Origin of the sequence: Paenibacillus sp. 2003, from assembly GCF_031455635.1 — a bacterium.
GTDB classification, from domain to species: Bacteria; Bacillota; Bacilli; order Paenibacillales; family Paenibacillaceae; genus Paenibacillus; species Paenibacillus amylolyticus_B.
Genome location: NZ_JAVDTB010000011.1, coordinates 1 through 16,882, shown reverse-complemented (window position 1 = coordinate 16,882; position 16,882 = coordinate 1). Strand labels below are relative to the sequence as shown.

The following is a 16,882-nucleotide window of genomic DNA, read 5'->3' as shown; positions in this document are numbered from 1 at the left end:
CACCTCTATATATAGGTCTTTCGGGTAAACGGTTTCTCAGGTTTCATTATAGCGAAAAGATCGCCAATGTTCTACGCTTTCATCAAGCTTTAATCAAAAGAGCGCATAACAGCCCGAAGGATGTCATACGCTCTTTTGATTACAGTCTGAATTCAGTGTGTTCCCTTACAGGAACATCCATTGCCAACGGACAGCAGGACAGCGTACAAGACGCTGGTTGCTGCTTAAAAATCGATTAAACCAAGGCTGATCTGTAAGGCTTCGTTGACCAATTTCATGGTCTCCTCGTCCAGATGGGTAATCTTGTCAGTCAGCCTCTGTTTATCAATCGTCCGTATTTGTTCGAGCAAAATAACCGAGTCCCGGTCAAAGCCGTGTGCAGCCGCATCAATTTCCACATGCGTTGGCAGCTTTGCCTTCTGGATCTGGGCGGTGATAGCCGCCACAATACAAGTTGGACTGAACCGGTTGCCGATATCATTCTGGATCACCAGAACCGGCCTGACTCCACCTTGCTCGGAACCGACAACGGGAGAAAGATCCGCAAAAAAAACGTCACCACGTTTTACGATCAATGTCTACACCCCGCTAACTAAGCGGTCCAGAGTGCTGTCCGCATCTTCCTCCGCATGAAAGGCTTCGGATGCCATGGTCAGATTAATTTTTGCCATCTCCATGTACCCTCGCTGCATCGTTTCACGGATGTAACGTTTCTTACGCTCCGTTAAATACAACTTCATAGCCTGCCTAATCAATTCGCTGCGGTTGGAATTCTCCAGCGCTACGATGCCATCCACTTCCTGCAAAAGATAATCAGGTAAACTGATCATGATCCGCTTGGTGTTCTGCAAGTTGGCCACCTTTCTTCCACCCCCACAAACCTTTCGCCATTGTGAACCAGTATTACGTTTTTCCAGAACTTTTATACAAAGGAATATATATGCCCCGAGTATATCAAGTATGCTGTACTCCATTATAAACACGGGGAACAATATTCGTACAGACCAAACATCTCAATTAAGGAATTAAATCCTTACCGTCATACATAATTCGAGATGCTCCGACAGTTTTCCTTCTGTTCTGAAAAAAAGTTTATTGGTAATGACGTCCAGTTAGCTGTCAGGATGTCAAAAGTGGATTGATTCTGGCGACTACTGCTCCCCCGCGGGTATATACCCGTGGAATGCGGTGCGCCATCATGCAGATCACTTCATAAGCAATCGTACCGAGCTGGGATGCCACCTCGTCTGCGGTTATAACGCCACCAGACTGATGACCGATGAGGACAACCTCTTCGCCGACTTGAATTTCTTCCGCCTCTTCCGCGAAAGATTGTAACGACACCATACACTGATCCATGCAGATTGTACCGACGACAGGGACGCGGCGGCCGCGTACAAGCACTTGTGCTTTACCTGTCAGCATTCTGGAGAATCCGTCTGCATATCCGAGCGGCAGTGTCGCTATTCGTTCGTACCCTTGCGTAAAATAACGGGTTCCGTAACTGATCCCCCAATGGGGTGGCAGTGTTTTGACCAGAACCGCTTTTGTCTTCAGCGTCAATACCGGGGACAGCTTCACCACCTGATGATTCACCTCAGCCGAAGGATACAGTCCGTACAGGCTTATTCCCACACGTACCATGTCATAGGATAATTCCGGTGTATCAATGGCAGCGGCGCTGTTCGCCGTATGTATAATCGGGATGGAACATCCCTGATCCCTGAGCGCATGAACCACGCTTTGGAACCGTCTATACTGCTCCAGTGTATAGGTTTTGTCTTCTTCATCTGCTCTGGCAAAATGGGTAAACATGCCTTCCAGCATCACCTGATTGAGCGAAGCTACTTCCTGAATGAAAGCCAATGCCTCATCACCAGGCAACAGACCTAATCGGCCCATTCCGCTGTCGATTTTAATATGAACCTTCAGTTTGTTAGCGAATGTGCTCGCATCCAGATGTCGAATGGCTTCAAGCACTTCCTTGCTGAACAGTGTGACGGTCACATCATGTTGCCATGCAACAGCGATCCCTTCAGGCGGCGTATAACCCAATACCAGAATTGGAATCGTAATTCCATGTTGTCGCAGTTCCAGAGCTTCGTCAAGAAAAGCCACACTTAAGTAATCCACACCCACTCGTTCCAGTTCTCTGGCCGTCTCCACCGCTCCATGTCCATAGGCATTGGCCTTCACACAGGCGAGGAATTTCATGCCCTGAGGCAATGCCTCGCGGAAAGATTCTACGTTAGTACACAAATGATCCAAATTGATCTCCGCTTGGGTCGGCCGATATTGTCCTTGCACGTTAAGTCACCTTCTCTAATCATCTTAATCCGGCTCACGTCAGACTCCATCGTAATGCTCCAGCATGTGACTGTCAAATGAACCGAAGTTTCGCATTCAAAAACAGATGTAAGGTGCGCCGTTTGAGGAACAAATGCGAACACAGAAGAAGACCAATAAGCGAGATTGGCAGGGCTAAATTCCACTTTCCACCCCCAGCAAAATCTGCTTATATCGATTATTTACCCGGTTCCTTCTGCGTAGAAGCGCGTTTTGCATTATTGGGTGTATCGAGTAAGAAAAACGGCGCCAGATGAATACCTGTCTTACATCAAAGCAAAGCACCGGAGAACAGGTCTCCGATGCTTCTTAGCATTCCTTATGTTTATGCTACTATTCGTTCATTTGTTCAAAAATCATTTGCCTGACTCTTCTTGCATCGATGTTGCAATACGTACCATTTCGTTATCAGGCAGGTCGGCACTGGTGATCCGATATTCTATGCCATCTGTCGTCCATGTCAGTGTCTGCAACGCATCTCCGCTGACCATCCCTAGTGTGAATCCCAGATCCAGTACACGGGATGGGGCAAGCGACACAGCACGATCCTGCGGTCTGGCTTCGAATATCGTGTAATTATATGTTCCTTCATAACGAAGCATAACCGAATAGTCCCCCGCCTCTTCCAGAATCTGATCATCCTTGAGCTGCACACCTTCCGGCGCATAGGTCGGCTGAATTACGCCGAAGCTGTCTGCATCTTCCGGTTCTGCGAGTGTTGGCTCTTCGCCTTCCTGACCTGTTGCAGCACCTTCTGTACCTTGCTGCTCTGTGTCCCCACCTACACCCGTCTGTCCATCAGTGACAGCTCCGTCAGGTTCAGGCGCAGTCTGAGGATTGGCAGGTTCTTTACCGCCCTCATTACCGGTTTGTTCTACAGGAGTGACACCGGAGTCCGTTCCTGTTTTGCCGCCTTCTTCTGTAGCGGCTGTCATGTTACGTTGCATGTCAAAGGCATCTTTCTCAAATTCAGTCCCGAACTTGAAGGAGTCAAATTTCACATCGACCACAACATTGGCATTGGAGTCGGATACCTCCACCTGTTTAGGAGCATAATCGCTTTTGTTCAGCCAGATTTTCTGTCTGACAAGTGCGTGTGTATTGTAGTTGGCAGCTACATCAAATACATAGCTTTCCTTCTCATCCGCAAACTGGCGAGTTGTATCCCCCGTAATGCTCCGAATCAATGTTTCATAGAGGTATACCTGTCCCTGATTATCTGGCCAATTGCTCTGAAAACGGAAGCTTTTGTTCTGGCTCGGCGTCAGAACAAACACACCTTCATCGTTACGCAGGACAATCTGTGTTACATCCTTTTTGGCATTCGTTAACGCAATACGATAATAGGAAGGCTTCTGATGCCATACCTCGACCTTGTACTGCTGCGGCGTATCTCCGGTATGCAGCGTCATCACGCCTGCCCCCTGGTAACTTTCCATCTCTCCTACGACTTCGTTCAGATCTTTGACCACAGCTGCCGCATCCTTCTTCCCGCAGGCGGCAAGTAAGGCCGATAAGACCAATACCATGGCAAGCATCCATGATATTCGGCGCATGACATCATCCCCTTTAGCACATGTTTTCACTTCAGGATTGTGCTTGCAGCAGAACCCCTACTTGATTAGTACATGTTATGAGGGACTTGTTCGATATATGCGGACTAGTTTGACAAGCAATCGGTGAAGTCCGTTAATACGGCATTGCTACGCAAAATCAGTCTCGGGGAGGATGTTAACTTTATCCAGAAAAGGCATAGTGAATTGTAGGAGATTATTCGTTTTATTGAATATTGGGAGGGAAAAGCATGACGACAACAAAACTTAGCACATCACTGGAAAGACTGGATGAATTCATCGACGAGCAGCTTCAATTATGGAATGGTGTCGGCACAGCGGTGGCTGTGGTCCATAAGGATGAAGTCGTCTGGCAAAAAGGCTACGGTTATCGTGACCTGGAGTCCAAACTTGAAGTTACCCCTAATACGTTGTTTGCCATCGGTTCAAGTACCAAAGCCTTTACCGCAGCAACTGCTGCTCTGCTTGTGGATCAGGGGATACTCGACTGGGATACCCCTGTGAAGTCGTATATGAAAGACTTCCGGATGTTCGATCCGGTCGCAACAGAACGTATAACTATTCGCGACATGCTCTGTCATCGTTCGGGTCTTCCAAGGCATGAGTTGGTATGGTACAACTCCCCGCGTACAAGAGAAGAACTTGTTCGTACATTACAGTATCTGGAGCCGAATCAGGATTTCCGAAACAAATGGCAGTATCAGAACCTGATGTACATGACGGCAGGTTATCTGGTTGGTCAGCTCAATGAAACTTCGTGGGAGCAGATGGTTCAGAAGACCCTATTTAATCCGCTGGGTATGAACTCAAGTCTGTTCTCTGTTGAAAAAATGCAACTTCAGCCTGACTATGCGTACCCTTATATGGAGAAGGATGGTCAGAATACGAGAATACCTTTTCGAGCCATTGATGCCGTAGGACCTGCTGGTTCCATTAACAGCAATCTAGCCGATATGATTGCATGGCTTCAATTCCAGTTGCATCAAGGTCAATGGGAAGGAACGTCCTTGATATCTAAGGAGCAGATGAAGATTATGCATAGTCCTCAGATGCCCAGTGATTCGCCGTTCATAAGCCAAGAACTGCCTGTGAGTACATATGGTCTGGGTTGGATGATTGAGCCTTATCGTGGACATGCCATGATTCATCATGGTGGGGCTATTGATGGCTTTGCATCACAAGTTGCCTTTTTGCCAGAAGAGCAGATTGGAATCGTGGTTCTGAGCAATACCAACGGAAGTATAATTCCGTATACGGTTGCTTTTCATATCATGGATCAACTGCTTGGATTGGAGCCCGTTAATTGGAGTTCCAAATTGAGCAAATTAATGGGGAAAGAATCAGCAGAAACGGAGGCTAATCCGGAGAATCCTCTGGAAGTACCTTTTCAGCCAGACTCTGCCGTTGAGGAAAAAGTTGAAGAACCTCACATTACATCTTGTGATCGTCCTTACACCGCTTATGCGGGTATTTACACGCATCCTGGTTATGGCGAGATGTCTATTCAGGAGACAACGGACGGGTTGCAAGCAACCTTTAACGCCATTGAAATGCCCATGGAATACAACGGAAAAGATACGTTCTCTGTCGAACTGGTCACATTCGGGCTAAAGATTACATTTACATTCACCCTGAATGAATCATCAGAAGTTGCTCAATCCATCTCCATTCCTTTGTTGCTTGAGCCGGGTACAAAACCTATTGAATTCACCAGGGTTTCGTAAACGATCAGAACTGGTGAACACCTGATTCATTCCGTTGTGGTATCCATACCTACCACAACGGAATATACACTGGGTAACTCGTATCCTCTTCCTCGGCACCAGGTCTTCTCTTCACCCACAATCTCCGCAGATCAGGCAGACCATACCCCGCAAGACGATAATCTCGCAACGAATCATGATGGGCGTGTTCTTCCTTGAAGCTGTAGGTCGGCAGAAGCAACGCCTCCTGAATCAGTCGATCTTCTAACCGAATCAATCTATTCAACCGCTCCGCAGGTTCCTGGATCATCACCACTCGTCCACATTCCTGTTCCAGTTCATGTCTCCAGTAATCATTCATCGCAATCAGGAATAACGTGTTCTGGAAGGTGTACATCGTCACGAGACTCAGCACGACATGATCATTGAAGATTTCTCCTGTATAGATCAGATCACAATCCCCGAACCCATCTTGATAGACTGCATGGATCGGATCTCCCTGCATAATGTTGATATGTAGGCCAATCTGTTTACTTCTCTCTGCAAACCAGACCATATCTGCCTCCATCTTCTCGCCTTCTTCCACCCACAGACTTAAACTCTGCCCTTGATAAGAGCTATGACGCAATAATGCTGAGGCCCGCGCCAGTGAGGTCTCCACGGAAAGTTCAGATACAGGTGTGACCGAACCATCCAGTTGTTCCGATTGCTGTTTCCATGGCTCCCCTTGATTTGAACCCACCTTTAAAGGTTGCTGTACTCGTCCTCGAATCAAACTATAAGCAGCCTGCGTGTTCGTGCTTCCGAGCGCTTGCGACAACTCCTGCGCATTCAATAGTTGTTGAACAGCCCGGCGAAAATTCACATCATGCTGTGGCCCTTCCTTTTGCATATTAAACGTCATATACATGCCACCCTGCATCTCATGCTGCACGGCACGAGGCTCCGCATCCGGAAATATATTATGCTTGATGACGGACTCCACCCTCCCAGAGTGGGGAAGTTGCCATACTTCAACGCGGTCAATATAGGCTCGGCCTCGGAAGTAGGAAGGGAATACTTCCAACACAAGCAGCTTGGAATCATGACGTGTCAACCGATAAGGTCCTGTTCCAATCGGATGGAGCGGATTCATCTCCACATCTCTCGGCAAGATCGATGCAGACATACTACTCATCAGATCCGGGAACATGAAGTTAGGCTTGTTTAACACAAAACGTACTGTCAATTCGTCCAACGTCTCTATGCGCTCAATAGATCCAAACAGAGGTCTGCACGGGTTACTATTGTCAGAGATAATGCGATCAAAGGTAAACTTCACGTCCTCTGAATCCAATATTCTGCCATGATGAAATGGTATACCTTTGTGCAGATAAAAAGTCCATTCCCTCCCCTCTGAATGACTCTCCCATGCCATAGCAAGACTCGGTTCACAGACCTGGTGTTCAGCATTATAGCGAACCAAACAATCAAAAACCTCCGCAACAATAAAAACTTCTCCCCACATGGCCGTCTGCGTGGGATCCAATGTCTTAAAAGGGATATTCCGTGGAATCCGCAATGTATCCACTCGTCCTCTGTCCCCTCCATTCGAACGCAGACCAAATTGATGCTGCATTTGCTGTATCAGATGTTCTCTCATCGTAATTGGCAAGGTGGTGGCCAGTTCATAGGCATCCTCCATCCTGTTCCCATCCAGGAGATGGTCAAATCGTTCACGCGCCACTTCAAGCAACGGGACACAAAATACCAGCATCGATTTTTTGCCTCTGCCGCGCTGCGGGTTCCACCTGACCCATCCGTTCTCCTTGAATTTGTTCATAATGAGGTTCATATTGCGCATGGTACAACATAATAGATCGGCGAGTTCACCTACCGTTGTATGCAATTCTTGTTCATCATGTACATGTGGAAAGTTTAATCGCAGTTGAATGTAATGTTCTGATACGTCCATATATGCCCTACCTTCTGCTAAAATACGAAATCCATCCGGATGCTTCTACAGTTTTTCTTCAGGTTTTCCTCCATTATACTCAGTAACATCAACATGACCAGTGGGAAGGAAGAAAAACGACTTATGAAATACGCCGATCTGCACCCTAACATCAGGATACGTATCATTACTGATTTTTTCACCGATCTGACCCAGAAGTCCATCATTCCATTCATGGCGATCTATCTGAGTATTCAGATTGGCGCAGGTTTGGCGGGGTTGTTGCTGACGGTCAATATTGTGGCTTCCATGATTGTGGGATTGTGGGCAGGATATTGGTCTGACCGAATTGGACGGAAGAAGTTAATGGTGATTGCACAAACTCTGCAGGTCGTGGCTCTACTCGGCTTGGCCATCGCCAATTCGCCGTGGATGGATTCGATCATTGTCACTTGTCTCCTGTTTCTGCTCAGCAGTCTCAGTTCAGGGATCACCGTGCCGATTGCTAATGCCATGATTGTCGACGTGAGCAGTGAACATGAACGTCATTATGTATATGGATTGCAATATTGGACCACAAACGTTGCTGTAACTTTTGGTGCACTGATGGGCGGGCTATTTTTCGAATCATTTCGTTTCCTATTGTTCAGTCTGGTATGCCTTGAAAGCCTAGCTACCCTGTTTATTTTGATCTTTATGATTCGTGAAACAATGGATAAACGTGTACTTGGTTATGGCGATGCTCCCATCCAGAGGAACATACTGAAAACGTACTGGGCGGTCTTTCAGGACAAACGTTTCATGATATTTTTCACGGCTACTGTACTTGCAGTCTCCCTGGAATTTCAGTTGGATAAATACATCGCTGTTCGTCTAAAAAATGAATTCACCGCCCAACTGTTCGGCTCAGATATCTCAGGTCTGCATATGTTCAGCCTGATCATGGTCATCAACACCGTAATGGTCGCCTTGGTTGCCATTCCGTTCTCCAGATGGATAGGTCGCTTCCAGTCCCGATCTATCATGACTGTCGGTATGCTCCTCTATACCGCAGGTTTCACCGTACTTGCTTTCAGCAACTGGGCCTGGTTACTCATCTCATCCGCTATACTGCTAACCGTTGGAGAATTGATGTACGCCCCTGTTCGTCAGGTCATGCTCGCGGGTATGATTCCAGATTCGGACCGTGCTGCCTATATGGCTGCTGACGGGTTGAGTTACAACGCTGCTGCCCTTCTCGGCAGTCTCGGGTTAACCATTGGAGCCTTTCTACCCTCCTATGCGATGGCTGGTCTGTATATCCTGATGGGGCTTGGAGCGCTCGTCTTTTTCCGAATGTTACTTCGGAAGGCAGAGGAACAGAATCAACATCTGCCGTGTGCAGATGCATCTTGATTTCACTTTTCCGACAACTTTTCCGACAACAAAATAATCATCCAAGGGAGCCCAGCAGGCTCTCTTTTTCATGTCCATTATCAACGTTTAGAAGTAAATTATCTTTAACATTTTGTATATTATAGTTTACATTTAGTCAAATATTATGTACATTAGGTTCATGGAGGTGAGCAAGTGGAAGAATTACACAATCACGTTCGGGAGTTACGAGCCAGAGACCGGCTATCCCAAGCAGAACTGGCCAAACTCATTGGTGCATCCCGTCAAACCATTGCCCTGATTGAGCGTGGAGATTACTCTCCGTCGGTCGTTCTGGCACTAAAAATAGCACATGTATTTCGTGAACCTGTCGAAAAAATCTTTGAACTGAAAGGTGGAGATTAAAATGAAAAATTCATCATCCTCGTCCCTTAAAAAGCGGTTGCGTCTTCCCTTGTATGCAGCAGGTGGCGCTGTAGTTGGTTTTCTCGGAGCTAGCGGAGTCAGTAAACTCCCTTCTGACTTGAACTGGACGCTGTCCGTGTATTATGACTATGATCTTTTATTCGCAATCCTGGCAGCTCTTGTGGTAGTTATGACGGTGTGGAACATCTTCAGTCTCTCCCGCACGCCATCTGTCCCTCCCATGGAAGATGATGCTTATGGAGATTCCGATTCACTCATCTCACCCGCAGAGCGCTCCCTCGGAAAAGCGATGATCCTCAGCGGATTCAGCGTTATTCTTACGTTTACCTGGGCAGCACTTGCTTTGTCCTTGTATGCATCCAACCGAACCATGCCGAATTCTCCAGAACTGTTCAACCTCTTAAATTTTGTTGCTTCGTGTATCTCTATGATCATCGTTGTGGTCGTGCAAACTCTGACTGTGAAGCGATACAACCGTTATTACCCTGAACGCACTCTGGATCTGAACTCGCGCAATATGAAGAAAGATCATTTTGAGAAGCTGGATGAAGGTGAGAAATGGATCGTGTATCGCGCAGCCTATCGTTCTTTTCAGATGATGAATGTACTTCTTGGTGTTGGAATGGTCTCTATGGTTCTATATTCGATGCTCTTTACCTTTGCTCCATTCCCGATTGTAATGCTCTCTGTGATCTGGATTGCCAACATCGGAATCTATTATCGTGAAACCTATCGTGCGAGTAATCAGTAATACATGGGTAGGTAACTATTTTGTAAATATTTTCATAAAGGAGTGTTTGCATGCATTTATCCAAACGGAAGACCCGTTTCAGGTTCACCTCCCTAACAGGAGCTTTTATGGCTGTGGTTTTGTCTCTCAGTCTGTCGGTACCCGCAGTCCAGGCGGAGACCGCGACTCCAGTAGCTGCTGAACAAGGAAAGACGAAAGCGCTGACAACTGAATCGGCTACAGCTTTTCTGGATTCATTCTTCGATTCACCTGAGGCAAAACCCCATTATGTGGGAGCCTCCGTTGTTGTTGTGAAGGATGGCAAAGTTCTGGCGGAAAAAGGATATGGCTTCTCCGATGTGGAGAGCAAAACAGCGATCGATCCGAAAAATACGGCCTTCCGTGTAGCCTCTGTCTCCAAAACGTTCACGTCAGCAGCTGTTATGCAGCTGGTCGAGCAAGGCAAGGTTGATCTGCAAGCTGATTTTCAGACCTATGTGAAAGGGCTCGAATTTGATAATCCTTTTGATAAACCTGTAACTGTGGAGAACCTGCTCACACACACGACCGGATTCGAGATCCGTGATCCGCAGCAGGAAGACATCCATACTGATTTCGACAAGTACATAGCGATGGAGGATTACGCACTGCAACACATGCCTCCTGTCGTTCGAGAGCCTGGTAGCGCCTACATGTACGATAATTTCTCGTTTTTGCTGCTTGGCATGATTGTTGAGAATGTAAGCGGCGAGCCCTTTGAATCCTACATGCAACAACATATCTTCAAACCGTTGGGAATGGATAACAGCAGTTTCATGCTGGACAAAAAGTTCCAAAAGCAGCTAGCTACAGGCTATGATGCGGCACACAATCCGCTTGATCTGTACACCATCTCTCCAACACCAATGCCTCAAGGTGGCATGTTGTCTACCGCTGAGGACATCGGGAAGTTCATGATTGCGTTTCTGAATGATGGCGTGAAAGACAACGAGCGGATTCTCAAGGAATCCACGGTGAAAAGCATGGAACAGTACCGTTCCTCCATTCATCCACTGTTACCAAACACCACGTATGGATTCGAAGCTGCATTTCAGCTTCCCGGAGCAGGAAGTAGTCCAAGTATCATTACAAAAGGAGGCGACCTGACCGGATTCAGCTCTTATCTCTTCCTTATTCCCGAGCAAAATACAGGCGTTTTCCTGACGTATAATCAAAATGGAGCACTTCGTAATCTGTTCTACCCGGCATTCATTCAAAGTTTCTTCCCGCAATATGCAGAGCCTGTACAGTTCAAGGCATACACGCCGCAATCCGCAGCTGAGCTGCAACGCTTCAACGGATTGTACGCGGATCTGCGAATTAGCACGATCGTCAGCTCCCTGAAAAATGCTGGTACAGAGCCTGGACAACTGAGCATTTCGGACGTTTTTCTGGGTCAACGCAACCTGATTCAAGTGGAAGATAATCTATTCAAAGATGAATTGACCGGTCAATTCACAGCATTCAAGAAAAATGCTGATGGAACCATCTATATGAAAGAACCTTACCTCAACCCCATGGGTTATGAGAAAAAAGGGCAAAAGCCTATGGGCTTCCGGGATGTTCGTGATAACAGTCCTTATGCTGAAGCAATCTATGCCATACAATCTCTTGGATATTATGAGAATGATGCTAACAAGTCTTTCCAACCGAAAACAGCTGTGACACGAGCTGAATTTATTGAGAACACGCTTAAACTGAGTGGATTGAAGCCCAGCAAAACAACACCTCCTGCAGGCACCGACTGGGCAGACCATGCAGCAGCCGGATATATCCAACTTGGATATGAAATGGGTATGATTACTGGCAAGGATGAACAACAGTTTAAGCCGGATCAAGTGATTATCCGACAGGAAGCCATGGTCATGATGTGGAGAATTCTGCAACTGCAATATCCTAGTGAACTGTTCACGGATGTCAAACTTGCGGGACACACGGACCCATGGGCTGTACCAGCCGTTCAGATGATGGCGAAGCTTGGTATCCATGGACCTGAGGTAAAAGTGCTGGAAGATGGATCCATTGATTTACTTTCCCGCAAACCTCTGATTCGTCAGGAAGAGGCTGCGATTATGTATGCGTTGCTTACCCAACCAACAGATCAAATCGTCGCTGAGCTGATGGCTGCTAGGCAGCCGCAAGCAGAACCTGCTGAAGAAGCCGAAGCTGCAGAGGAGACATCTGAAACTGCACCGGTTCCAGTACCAACGCCGGTCCCTTCTGCAGCATCGGGACAATAAAAAATAAAATATCTTCATACCGATTAGATTTATCATGGTTATGATGCAAGAAAAAACAGGCTTGTTCAGAAGGGTAATATCCTTCTCGAACAAGCCTGTTTCGTTACTTTTCATAACTTATTATAAAAATCTGTTACTCAGTTATATCCGTCTCTATTCGATCAACGAAGATACATGGCGGTTCCCGTTGCGCTGATCAAACTTGGCTGCAACGGTCTGAGCATGCTCCGCAAAGTAATCGGCCAGCTTGAGCAGGTCGCCTGGATCCCCTTCATACGGGAAAGATGCTGGCAGACGCAATCGGTATTCCGGAGATTCTTCCGCCCAGCGGCGAAGCAACGATGCTGCTCTGGCATAAAACAACATTTTGGCGTAAGGATCTTCATGATCAGCAGCAAACACCAGTGTTTCCTCCAGCACATCAATGCCTTTTGCCGGATTCGTACGTGTGAGATAATCCATCTGCTCCGCAAAACTCTGCACAAAATCGTTCTGGCCTTTGATCAGGCGATATCCCTTGGTCTGATGTTTATCTGCTTCTGCAGTCCGTCCCAACCGATATAGCGGCATCAAAATTTCAGACAAAGTCAGATGCGGAATCTCTGCACAGCTCATACGACCTTTCAGGATAGGCTGGGCGACCTCCAACACCTTCTCATCGTCTCCTTTTAACAAGAAATATCGCATAATCTCATCCTGCTCACAGGCTTCGCAGTCACTCATAAAGTCACGATCCATCGTTCTGAATCGATCATAACTGCGTCCCGCTTCCTCCAGCTCCCCAAAATCCATAAAGATCCGGAACCGATAATACCAGTATGAGCGTTCGCTGTAACCGTAGGACTTGAAACGCCGTCCGAAATCCTCCAACAGCTCCAGGATCTTCTCACGTGATATTTCCGGGAAGTCGGGCATCTTGCCCAATATCCATTTGTACGACCACATTAATGTTTCTTCATCATATTCTTCGGGCTGTTGGTCGAACTTGCCCAGCTGCCAGGAAAAAGCAATCAATGCTTTCATCGGATAACCACAGAATGTTGCTGTCTCCACAATCTCCGATCTTGCTTCGTATGCCTCTTCCGCCATGCCGTTCACATCGGCAACTCTTGCCGCTTCCTCCAGCATACCGAACTTCGCCGGACCATTGGGCAAGCCATAGGCCTCGTCCATCAGTTCTTCAAAATCCATCTCTGTCTTCATCAGGCATCCCCCTTACGATCTGTATTTGCACGCAAACCCCAATCTATAAAACGAACAATGCCCTGATTTAACACTTCAAGCTCCTGCTTGCTCATGGCATAATGCCCCATCATCAGTGCATTGACGTATAACATTTCGATGGCAATCGGTGTCATCTGATCATCCGGTGATGTCAGTACCCGCTGAATGATCGGATTACTCACGTTCAAATACAAGGTTGAGTACCCTGCTGAACTCATGCCAGAAGACAATGAACCCAGAACAGACGAGAACAATTCCGTGCTCTCCTCGCTTGCTTTTTCCAGCGCACGAAGTGTTGACGATTCCTGAGACAGCGTGAACAACACCGGCAGATCCGATGGCTTAAAACCTTTCACCTCAGCCCGACAACGGAAGCGCTGCAGAGCAGAATCGGCCAGTCGCAACGCATCATAATACTGATTACGCTCAGCGGGTGGCACATCGGTGAAACTCATCGAGACCTGATCCGGCTGTAGCCGCTCCGTGTGTACGTTGTGCACAGTCATCGGCAGTGTAGCCATCAACTCGCTGTCATAGATGTAACCACCATTAATCACCAGCATCGATTGTGCGGATGCCACATGATGAATCTGACGGTACTCATCAACAGAGGACGTGAAATACAATGTCTCTCCTTCATCAATTAGCTCACCCAGTTCACGGTGCCCCCTCGTACTCTCAAAAGGCAGCCAGCGATGAATCATCGCGTAGAATGCCTGATCCTGCACAGCCAGTGCCTTCATGGATAAGGCATGCAGGCGAATCAGCTTCTGTAGCCGTTCCGTCTGGCTCTCAGCCATGTCCGCCAGTCCCTTGCGAAGTGCGTCTCCGAGTTCGGAGCGAACTTCCTCCAGCTTTTCATTTTCATAAAAATGCTCTCGTGATGCCGTCGGTTGAAGCTCATCTGTCCAGATCAGACATTTCACAAAGAACGCCCACTCTGGCAAAATGTTCTCGGCCTTCTCCGAAATCAGCATTCGCTTCAGGTAAACCCGGTGAGAACGCTTGGCATTGAGATTAACCGCGTGTGGCAGTACAAAAGCAATACCTCCGGTACGGCCTGAAGCTGTCGTCAACGGAATGAAGTCTTGGAACTGCTCGCCAAGCAGACGTTCACCAAATGCCAATACCTCTGATCTGCGTGAACGTGCGAGCGCAGGGTCCATCAGCCAGATCGGTGTCTCGCTATTCACCACATGTTGCGCGCCGTCATGATGCAACGTGACCGGATACGGCAATAACGCTCCATAATAGAACAGAGCTTCTTTCACATAATCTGGTTCAAAGTAGTGCGCCGCGTCCGGTGTGCAACGCAGATATACTTTGGTCCCCGGGGACAGCTGTGTGTCCAACTGTCGAATCGTATAGGTGCCATCCGGCTTGCCCCGCCACTCCATCGAAGGGCCGCCCTTCGCGGACTGCGTCAGCATGACAATTTCGTGACTCACCATGAAACAGGATAACAACCCGATCCCGAAACGTCCGATAAACGAAGTCTCTTCATCCAGCAGCGCTTGCTGCCTCCTCTTCGAGGATTGTCCAATCATGGCCAGGAATTCATGGATGTCAGCTTCAGTCAAGCCGATGCCGTTGTCCTCCACCATCATGGTCGATTGCTCACCTGTTCCCGTCAGTTCAACACGCACTTCACCCTGATACCCCGGCTCCGACTCCGTTCGTGCGGTAATCGCATCCGTCGCATTCTGCATCAGTTCGCGCAAGAACACCTTAGGACTACTATATAGATGGTTGGATAAAATCTGGATCATCCCGCTCAGGTTCACTTGAAAACGATATTCATTGGATGCTGTCATGACTCACTCACCTTCCTCTACGTCCAAACACAATATGTATCCATACAATGTATTCATATGGATGTGTTAGACGAATTCATTATGTAATCGTTAGAAACAGACGTTCCCCGTGACAGGCACGCCAAACATCACGTCAAGCCGGCCCTGGATAACCAAGACCGGCGTATATGCATATTTCAGGCATTCATGAGACGTATGGCCTTATCTTTCATTACCACGTTATAAATAGCAATGAAACGGATGTTCTACCCTAAAATAAGGATACATGTTACAAGGCAGAGTGAAAACAAACCTGAGACCCGATTTCAGGCAGACTTCAGGGTAATTGTGCATCCTACATTCGGGACTATTGAAGGAGGAAAATATCTTTTTTGTCGTCCATTTGAACGATATCAGCCTACCGCACGTATAATCTCCAAACTCAGATCGGACGGTGAATATACATGATCGAAGTACGCAACATATCCAAGCAATTCAAGGTGCATCAAGCACTGCATGATGTCAGTTTCACAGTTAAACAAGGTAGTGTCACCGGGTTGATTGGACCCAACGGTTCGGGCAAAACCACACTGATTCGCATCATGAATGGGGTCTTAGGCGCTTCCGGTGGACAGGTAACCATTAACGGATTGGACGCCGCTCGTGAGGCGGAGAAAGTACTGGCCATGTGTGGCACTCTTACCGAACAAAGTGGATTATATGAAAATATGAGCGGGCGTGACAATCTGACTTTCTTCGCAGATGTTTTTGGCCTGAAGCATGCCAAGAAACGAATCGATGAGCTTGTAACTCTGTTCGAGTTACAGGATTATCAGCATCGAAAAGTCGGCACCTATAGCACAGGCATGAAGAAACGCTTGGGCCTTGCACGAGTACTCTTGCACCGTCCTTCCATCCTGTTTCTGGATGAGCCCACCAATGGCCTGGATCCGGATGGAATTCAGATGGTGCTGCGCATTATCCGTCAGTTAAATAAGGAAGAAAAGATGACAATTCTGGTCTCATCCCACGTGCTGTCCCAACTGTCAGCCGTCTGTGATCATTATATTTTCATGGAAAAGGGGCGCATCGTGGAGGAAGGCACGGAACAGGAGATTGTTAGCCGGTACCTGTCCACTCCGAAGCTCGAAGTAGAAGCCGACATGTCCGATGGATGGCACACGGCAACCAACTTTACACCTGAAATAATCTCCGCACATCAAGCGACATTCCAGCTTACATCGCGTGAAGATATTCCATTACTGCTAAGGCAATTAACGGAGCATGGTCAAGTCTATCAGGCCCGCATCACGGGCAGTGATCTGGAAAGTATCTATTTTGCCATAAGGGAGGCACACCACCATGAATAACCGCCAAGCCATACGTGCACTGGTACGTAAAGATATCCGGTCCGTCACAGCCAGCGTTCAGCTCTGGTTGCCCATGTTAATCGTCCCACTGATTATTGGAATCATCATGCCCTCCGCCCTCCTGTGGGCG

The 16,882-nt window shown here is 47.6% G+C and carries 13 protein-coding genes; 6 read left to right on the top strand and 7 right to left on the bottom strand.

Annotated features, from left to right (window positions below):
- Window positions 1–224 precede the first annotated feature (224 nt).
- From J2X75_RS27130 to J2X75_RS27115, 4 genes are all read right to left on the bottom strand, one after another.
- Window positions 225–575, bottom strand: a complete 351-nt coding sequence (locus J2X75_RS27130; RefSeq protein WP_024630714.1) for a type II toxin-antitoxin system PemK/MazF family toxin — start codon at window positions 573–575, stop codon at window positions 225–227.
- Window positions 576–578: 3 nt separating this feature from the next.
- On the bottom strand, window positions 579–860 hold the full coding sequence (locus J2X75_RS27125; RefSeq protein ID WP_017690037.1) for a CopG family ribbon-helix-helix protein: 282 nt from the start codon (window positions 858–860) through the stop codon (window positions 579–581).
- 259 nt (window positions 861–1,119) lie between these two features.
- Window positions 1,120–2,307, bottom strand: coding sequence for an alanine racemase (gene alr, locus J2X75_RS27120; RefSeq protein ID WP_310342194.1), 1,188 nt, complete (start codon window positions 2,305–2,307; stop codon window positions 1,120–1,122).
- A 395-nt stretch (window positions 2,308–2,702) separates the two neighbouring features.
- Window positions 2,703–3,902: an outer membrane lipoprotein-sorting protein gene (locus J2X75_RS27115; RefSeq protein ID WP_310342191.1), complete on the bottom strand. Its 1,200-nt coding sequence runs from the start codon at window positions 3,900–3,902 to the stop codon at window positions 2,703–2,705.
- A gap of 248 nt (window positions 3,903–4,150) precedes the next feature.
- Here J2X75_RS27115 and J2X75_RS27110 point away from each other — a divergent pair, with 248 nt between their 5' ends.
- Window positions 4,151–5,644 (top strand): serine hydrolase, encoded by a 1,494-nt coding sequence (locus J2X75_RS27110; protein ID WP_310342188.1) that lies wholly within the window; start codon window positions 4,151–4,153, stop codon window positions 5,642–5,644.
- Window positions 5,645–5,693: 49 nt separating this feature from the next.
- On the opposite strand, the gene J2X75_RS27105 is transcribed toward J2X75_RS27110, so the two are convergent.
- Window positions 5,694–7,577, bottom strand: a complete 1,884-nt coding sequence (locus J2X75_RS27105) for an ABC transporter substrate-binding protein (protein ID WP_310342186.1) — start codon at window positions 7,575–7,577, stop codon at window positions 5,694–5,696.
- Between the two features lie 123 nt (window positions 7,578–7,700).
- Between J2X75_RS27105 and J2X75_RS27100 the strand changes: the two genes are divergently transcribed.
- The 4 genes from J2X75_RS27100 (at window position 7,701) to J2X75_RS27085 (ending at window position 12,365) form a co-directional block, all read left to right on the top strand.
- Window positions 7,701–8,951 carry an MFS transporter gene (locus J2X75_RS27100; RefSeq protein WP_310342183.1) on the top strand — a complete coding sequence of 417 codons (1,251 nt, stop codon included), beginning with the start codon at window positions 7,701–7,703 and terminating at the stop codon, window positions 8,949–8,951.
- A 174-nt stretch (window positions 8,952–9,125) separates the two neighbouring features.
- Entirely contained in the window at window positions 9,126–9,335 is a 210-nt protein-coding gene (locus J2X75_RS27095) for a helix-turn-helix transcriptional regulator (protein WP_017690042.1), read from the top strand.
- 1 nt (window position 9,336) lies between these two features.
- On the top strand, window positions 9,337–10,107 hold the full coding sequence (locus J2X75_RS27090; RefSeq protein WP_310342179.1) for a DUF3169 family protein: 771 nt from the start codon (window positions 9,337–9,339) through the stop codon (window positions 10,105–10,107).
- A 50-nt stretch (window positions 10,108–10,157) separates the two neighbouring features.
- Window positions 10,158–12,365: a serine hydrolase domain-containing protein gene (locus tag J2X75_RS27085; protein WP_310342177.1), complete on the top strand. Its 2,208-nt coding sequence runs from the start codon at window positions 10,158–10,160 to the stop codon at window positions 12,363–12,365.
- A 153-nt stretch (window positions 12,366–12,518) separates the two neighbouring features.
- On the opposite strand, the gene J2X75_RS27080 is transcribed toward J2X75_RS27085, so the two are convergent.
- Both J2X75_RS27080 and J2X75_RS27075 read right to left on the bottom strand, forming a co-directional pair.
- A complete protein-coding gene (locus J2X75_RS27080) occupies window positions 12,519–13,568 on the bottom strand; it encodes a hypothetical protein (RefSeq protein ID WP_310342174.1) in 1,050 nt (349 codons plus the stop codon).
- A complete protein-coding gene (locus J2X75_RS27075; protein WP_310342172.1) occupies window positions 13,568–15,403 on the bottom strand; it encodes an HSP90 family protein in 1,836 nt (611 codons plus the stop codon). Before J2X75_RS27075 ends, J2X75_RS27080 begins: the two co-directional genes overlap by 1 nt.
- Window positions 15,404–15,846: 443 nt before the next feature.
- On the opposite strand from J2X75_RS27075, the gene J2X75_RS27070 reads away from it, so the two are divergent.
- Window positions 15,847–16,752 (top strand): ABC transporter ATP-binding protein, encoded by a 906-nt coding sequence (locus J2X75_RS27070; RefSeq protein WP_150366555.1) that lies wholly within the window; start codon window positions 15,847–15,849, stop codon window positions 16,750–16,752.
- The last annotated feature ends 130 nt before the right edge of the window (window positions 16,753–16,882 follow it).

Excerpts from the sequence above, each read along its gene's own strand:
- J2X75_RS27115 (WP_310342191.1), bottom strand. The coding sequence starts at position 3,902 with ATGCGCCGAATATCATGGATGCTTGCCATGGTATTGGTCTTATCGGCC.
- J2X75_RS27110 (WP_310342188.1), top strand. The coding sequence starts at position 4,151 with ATGACGACAACAAAACTTAGCACATCACTGGAAAGACTGGATGAATTC.
- J2X75_RS27105 (WP_310342186.1), bottom strand. The coding sequence starts at position 7,577 with ATGGACGTATCAGAACATTACATTCAACTGCGATTAAACTTTCCACAT.
- J2X75_RS27100 (WP_310342183.1), top strand. The coding sequence starts at position 7,701 with ATGAAATACGCCGATCTGCACCCTAACATCAGGATACGTATCATTACT.
- J2X75_RS27090 (WP_310342179.1), top strand. The coding sequence starts at position 9,337 with ATGAAAAATTCATCATCCTCGTCCCTTAAAAAGCGGTTGCGTCTTCCC.
- J2X75_RS27085 (WP_310342177.1), top strand. The coding sequence starts at position 10,158 with ATGCATTTATCCAAACGGAAGACCCGTTTCAGGTTCACCTCCCTAACA.
- J2X75_RS27080 (WP_310342174.1), bottom strand. The coding sequence starts at position 13,568 with ATGAAGACAGAGATGGATTTTGAAGAACTGATGGACGAGGCCTATGGC.
- J2X75_RS27075 (WP_310342172.1), bottom strand. The coding sequence starts at position 15,403 with ATGACAGCATCCAATGAATATCGTTTTCAAGTGAACCTGAGCGGGATG.
- J2X75_RS27070 (WP_150366555.1), top strand. The coding sequence starts at position 15,847 with ATGATCGAAGTACGCAACATATCCAAGCAATTCAAGGTGCATCAAGCA.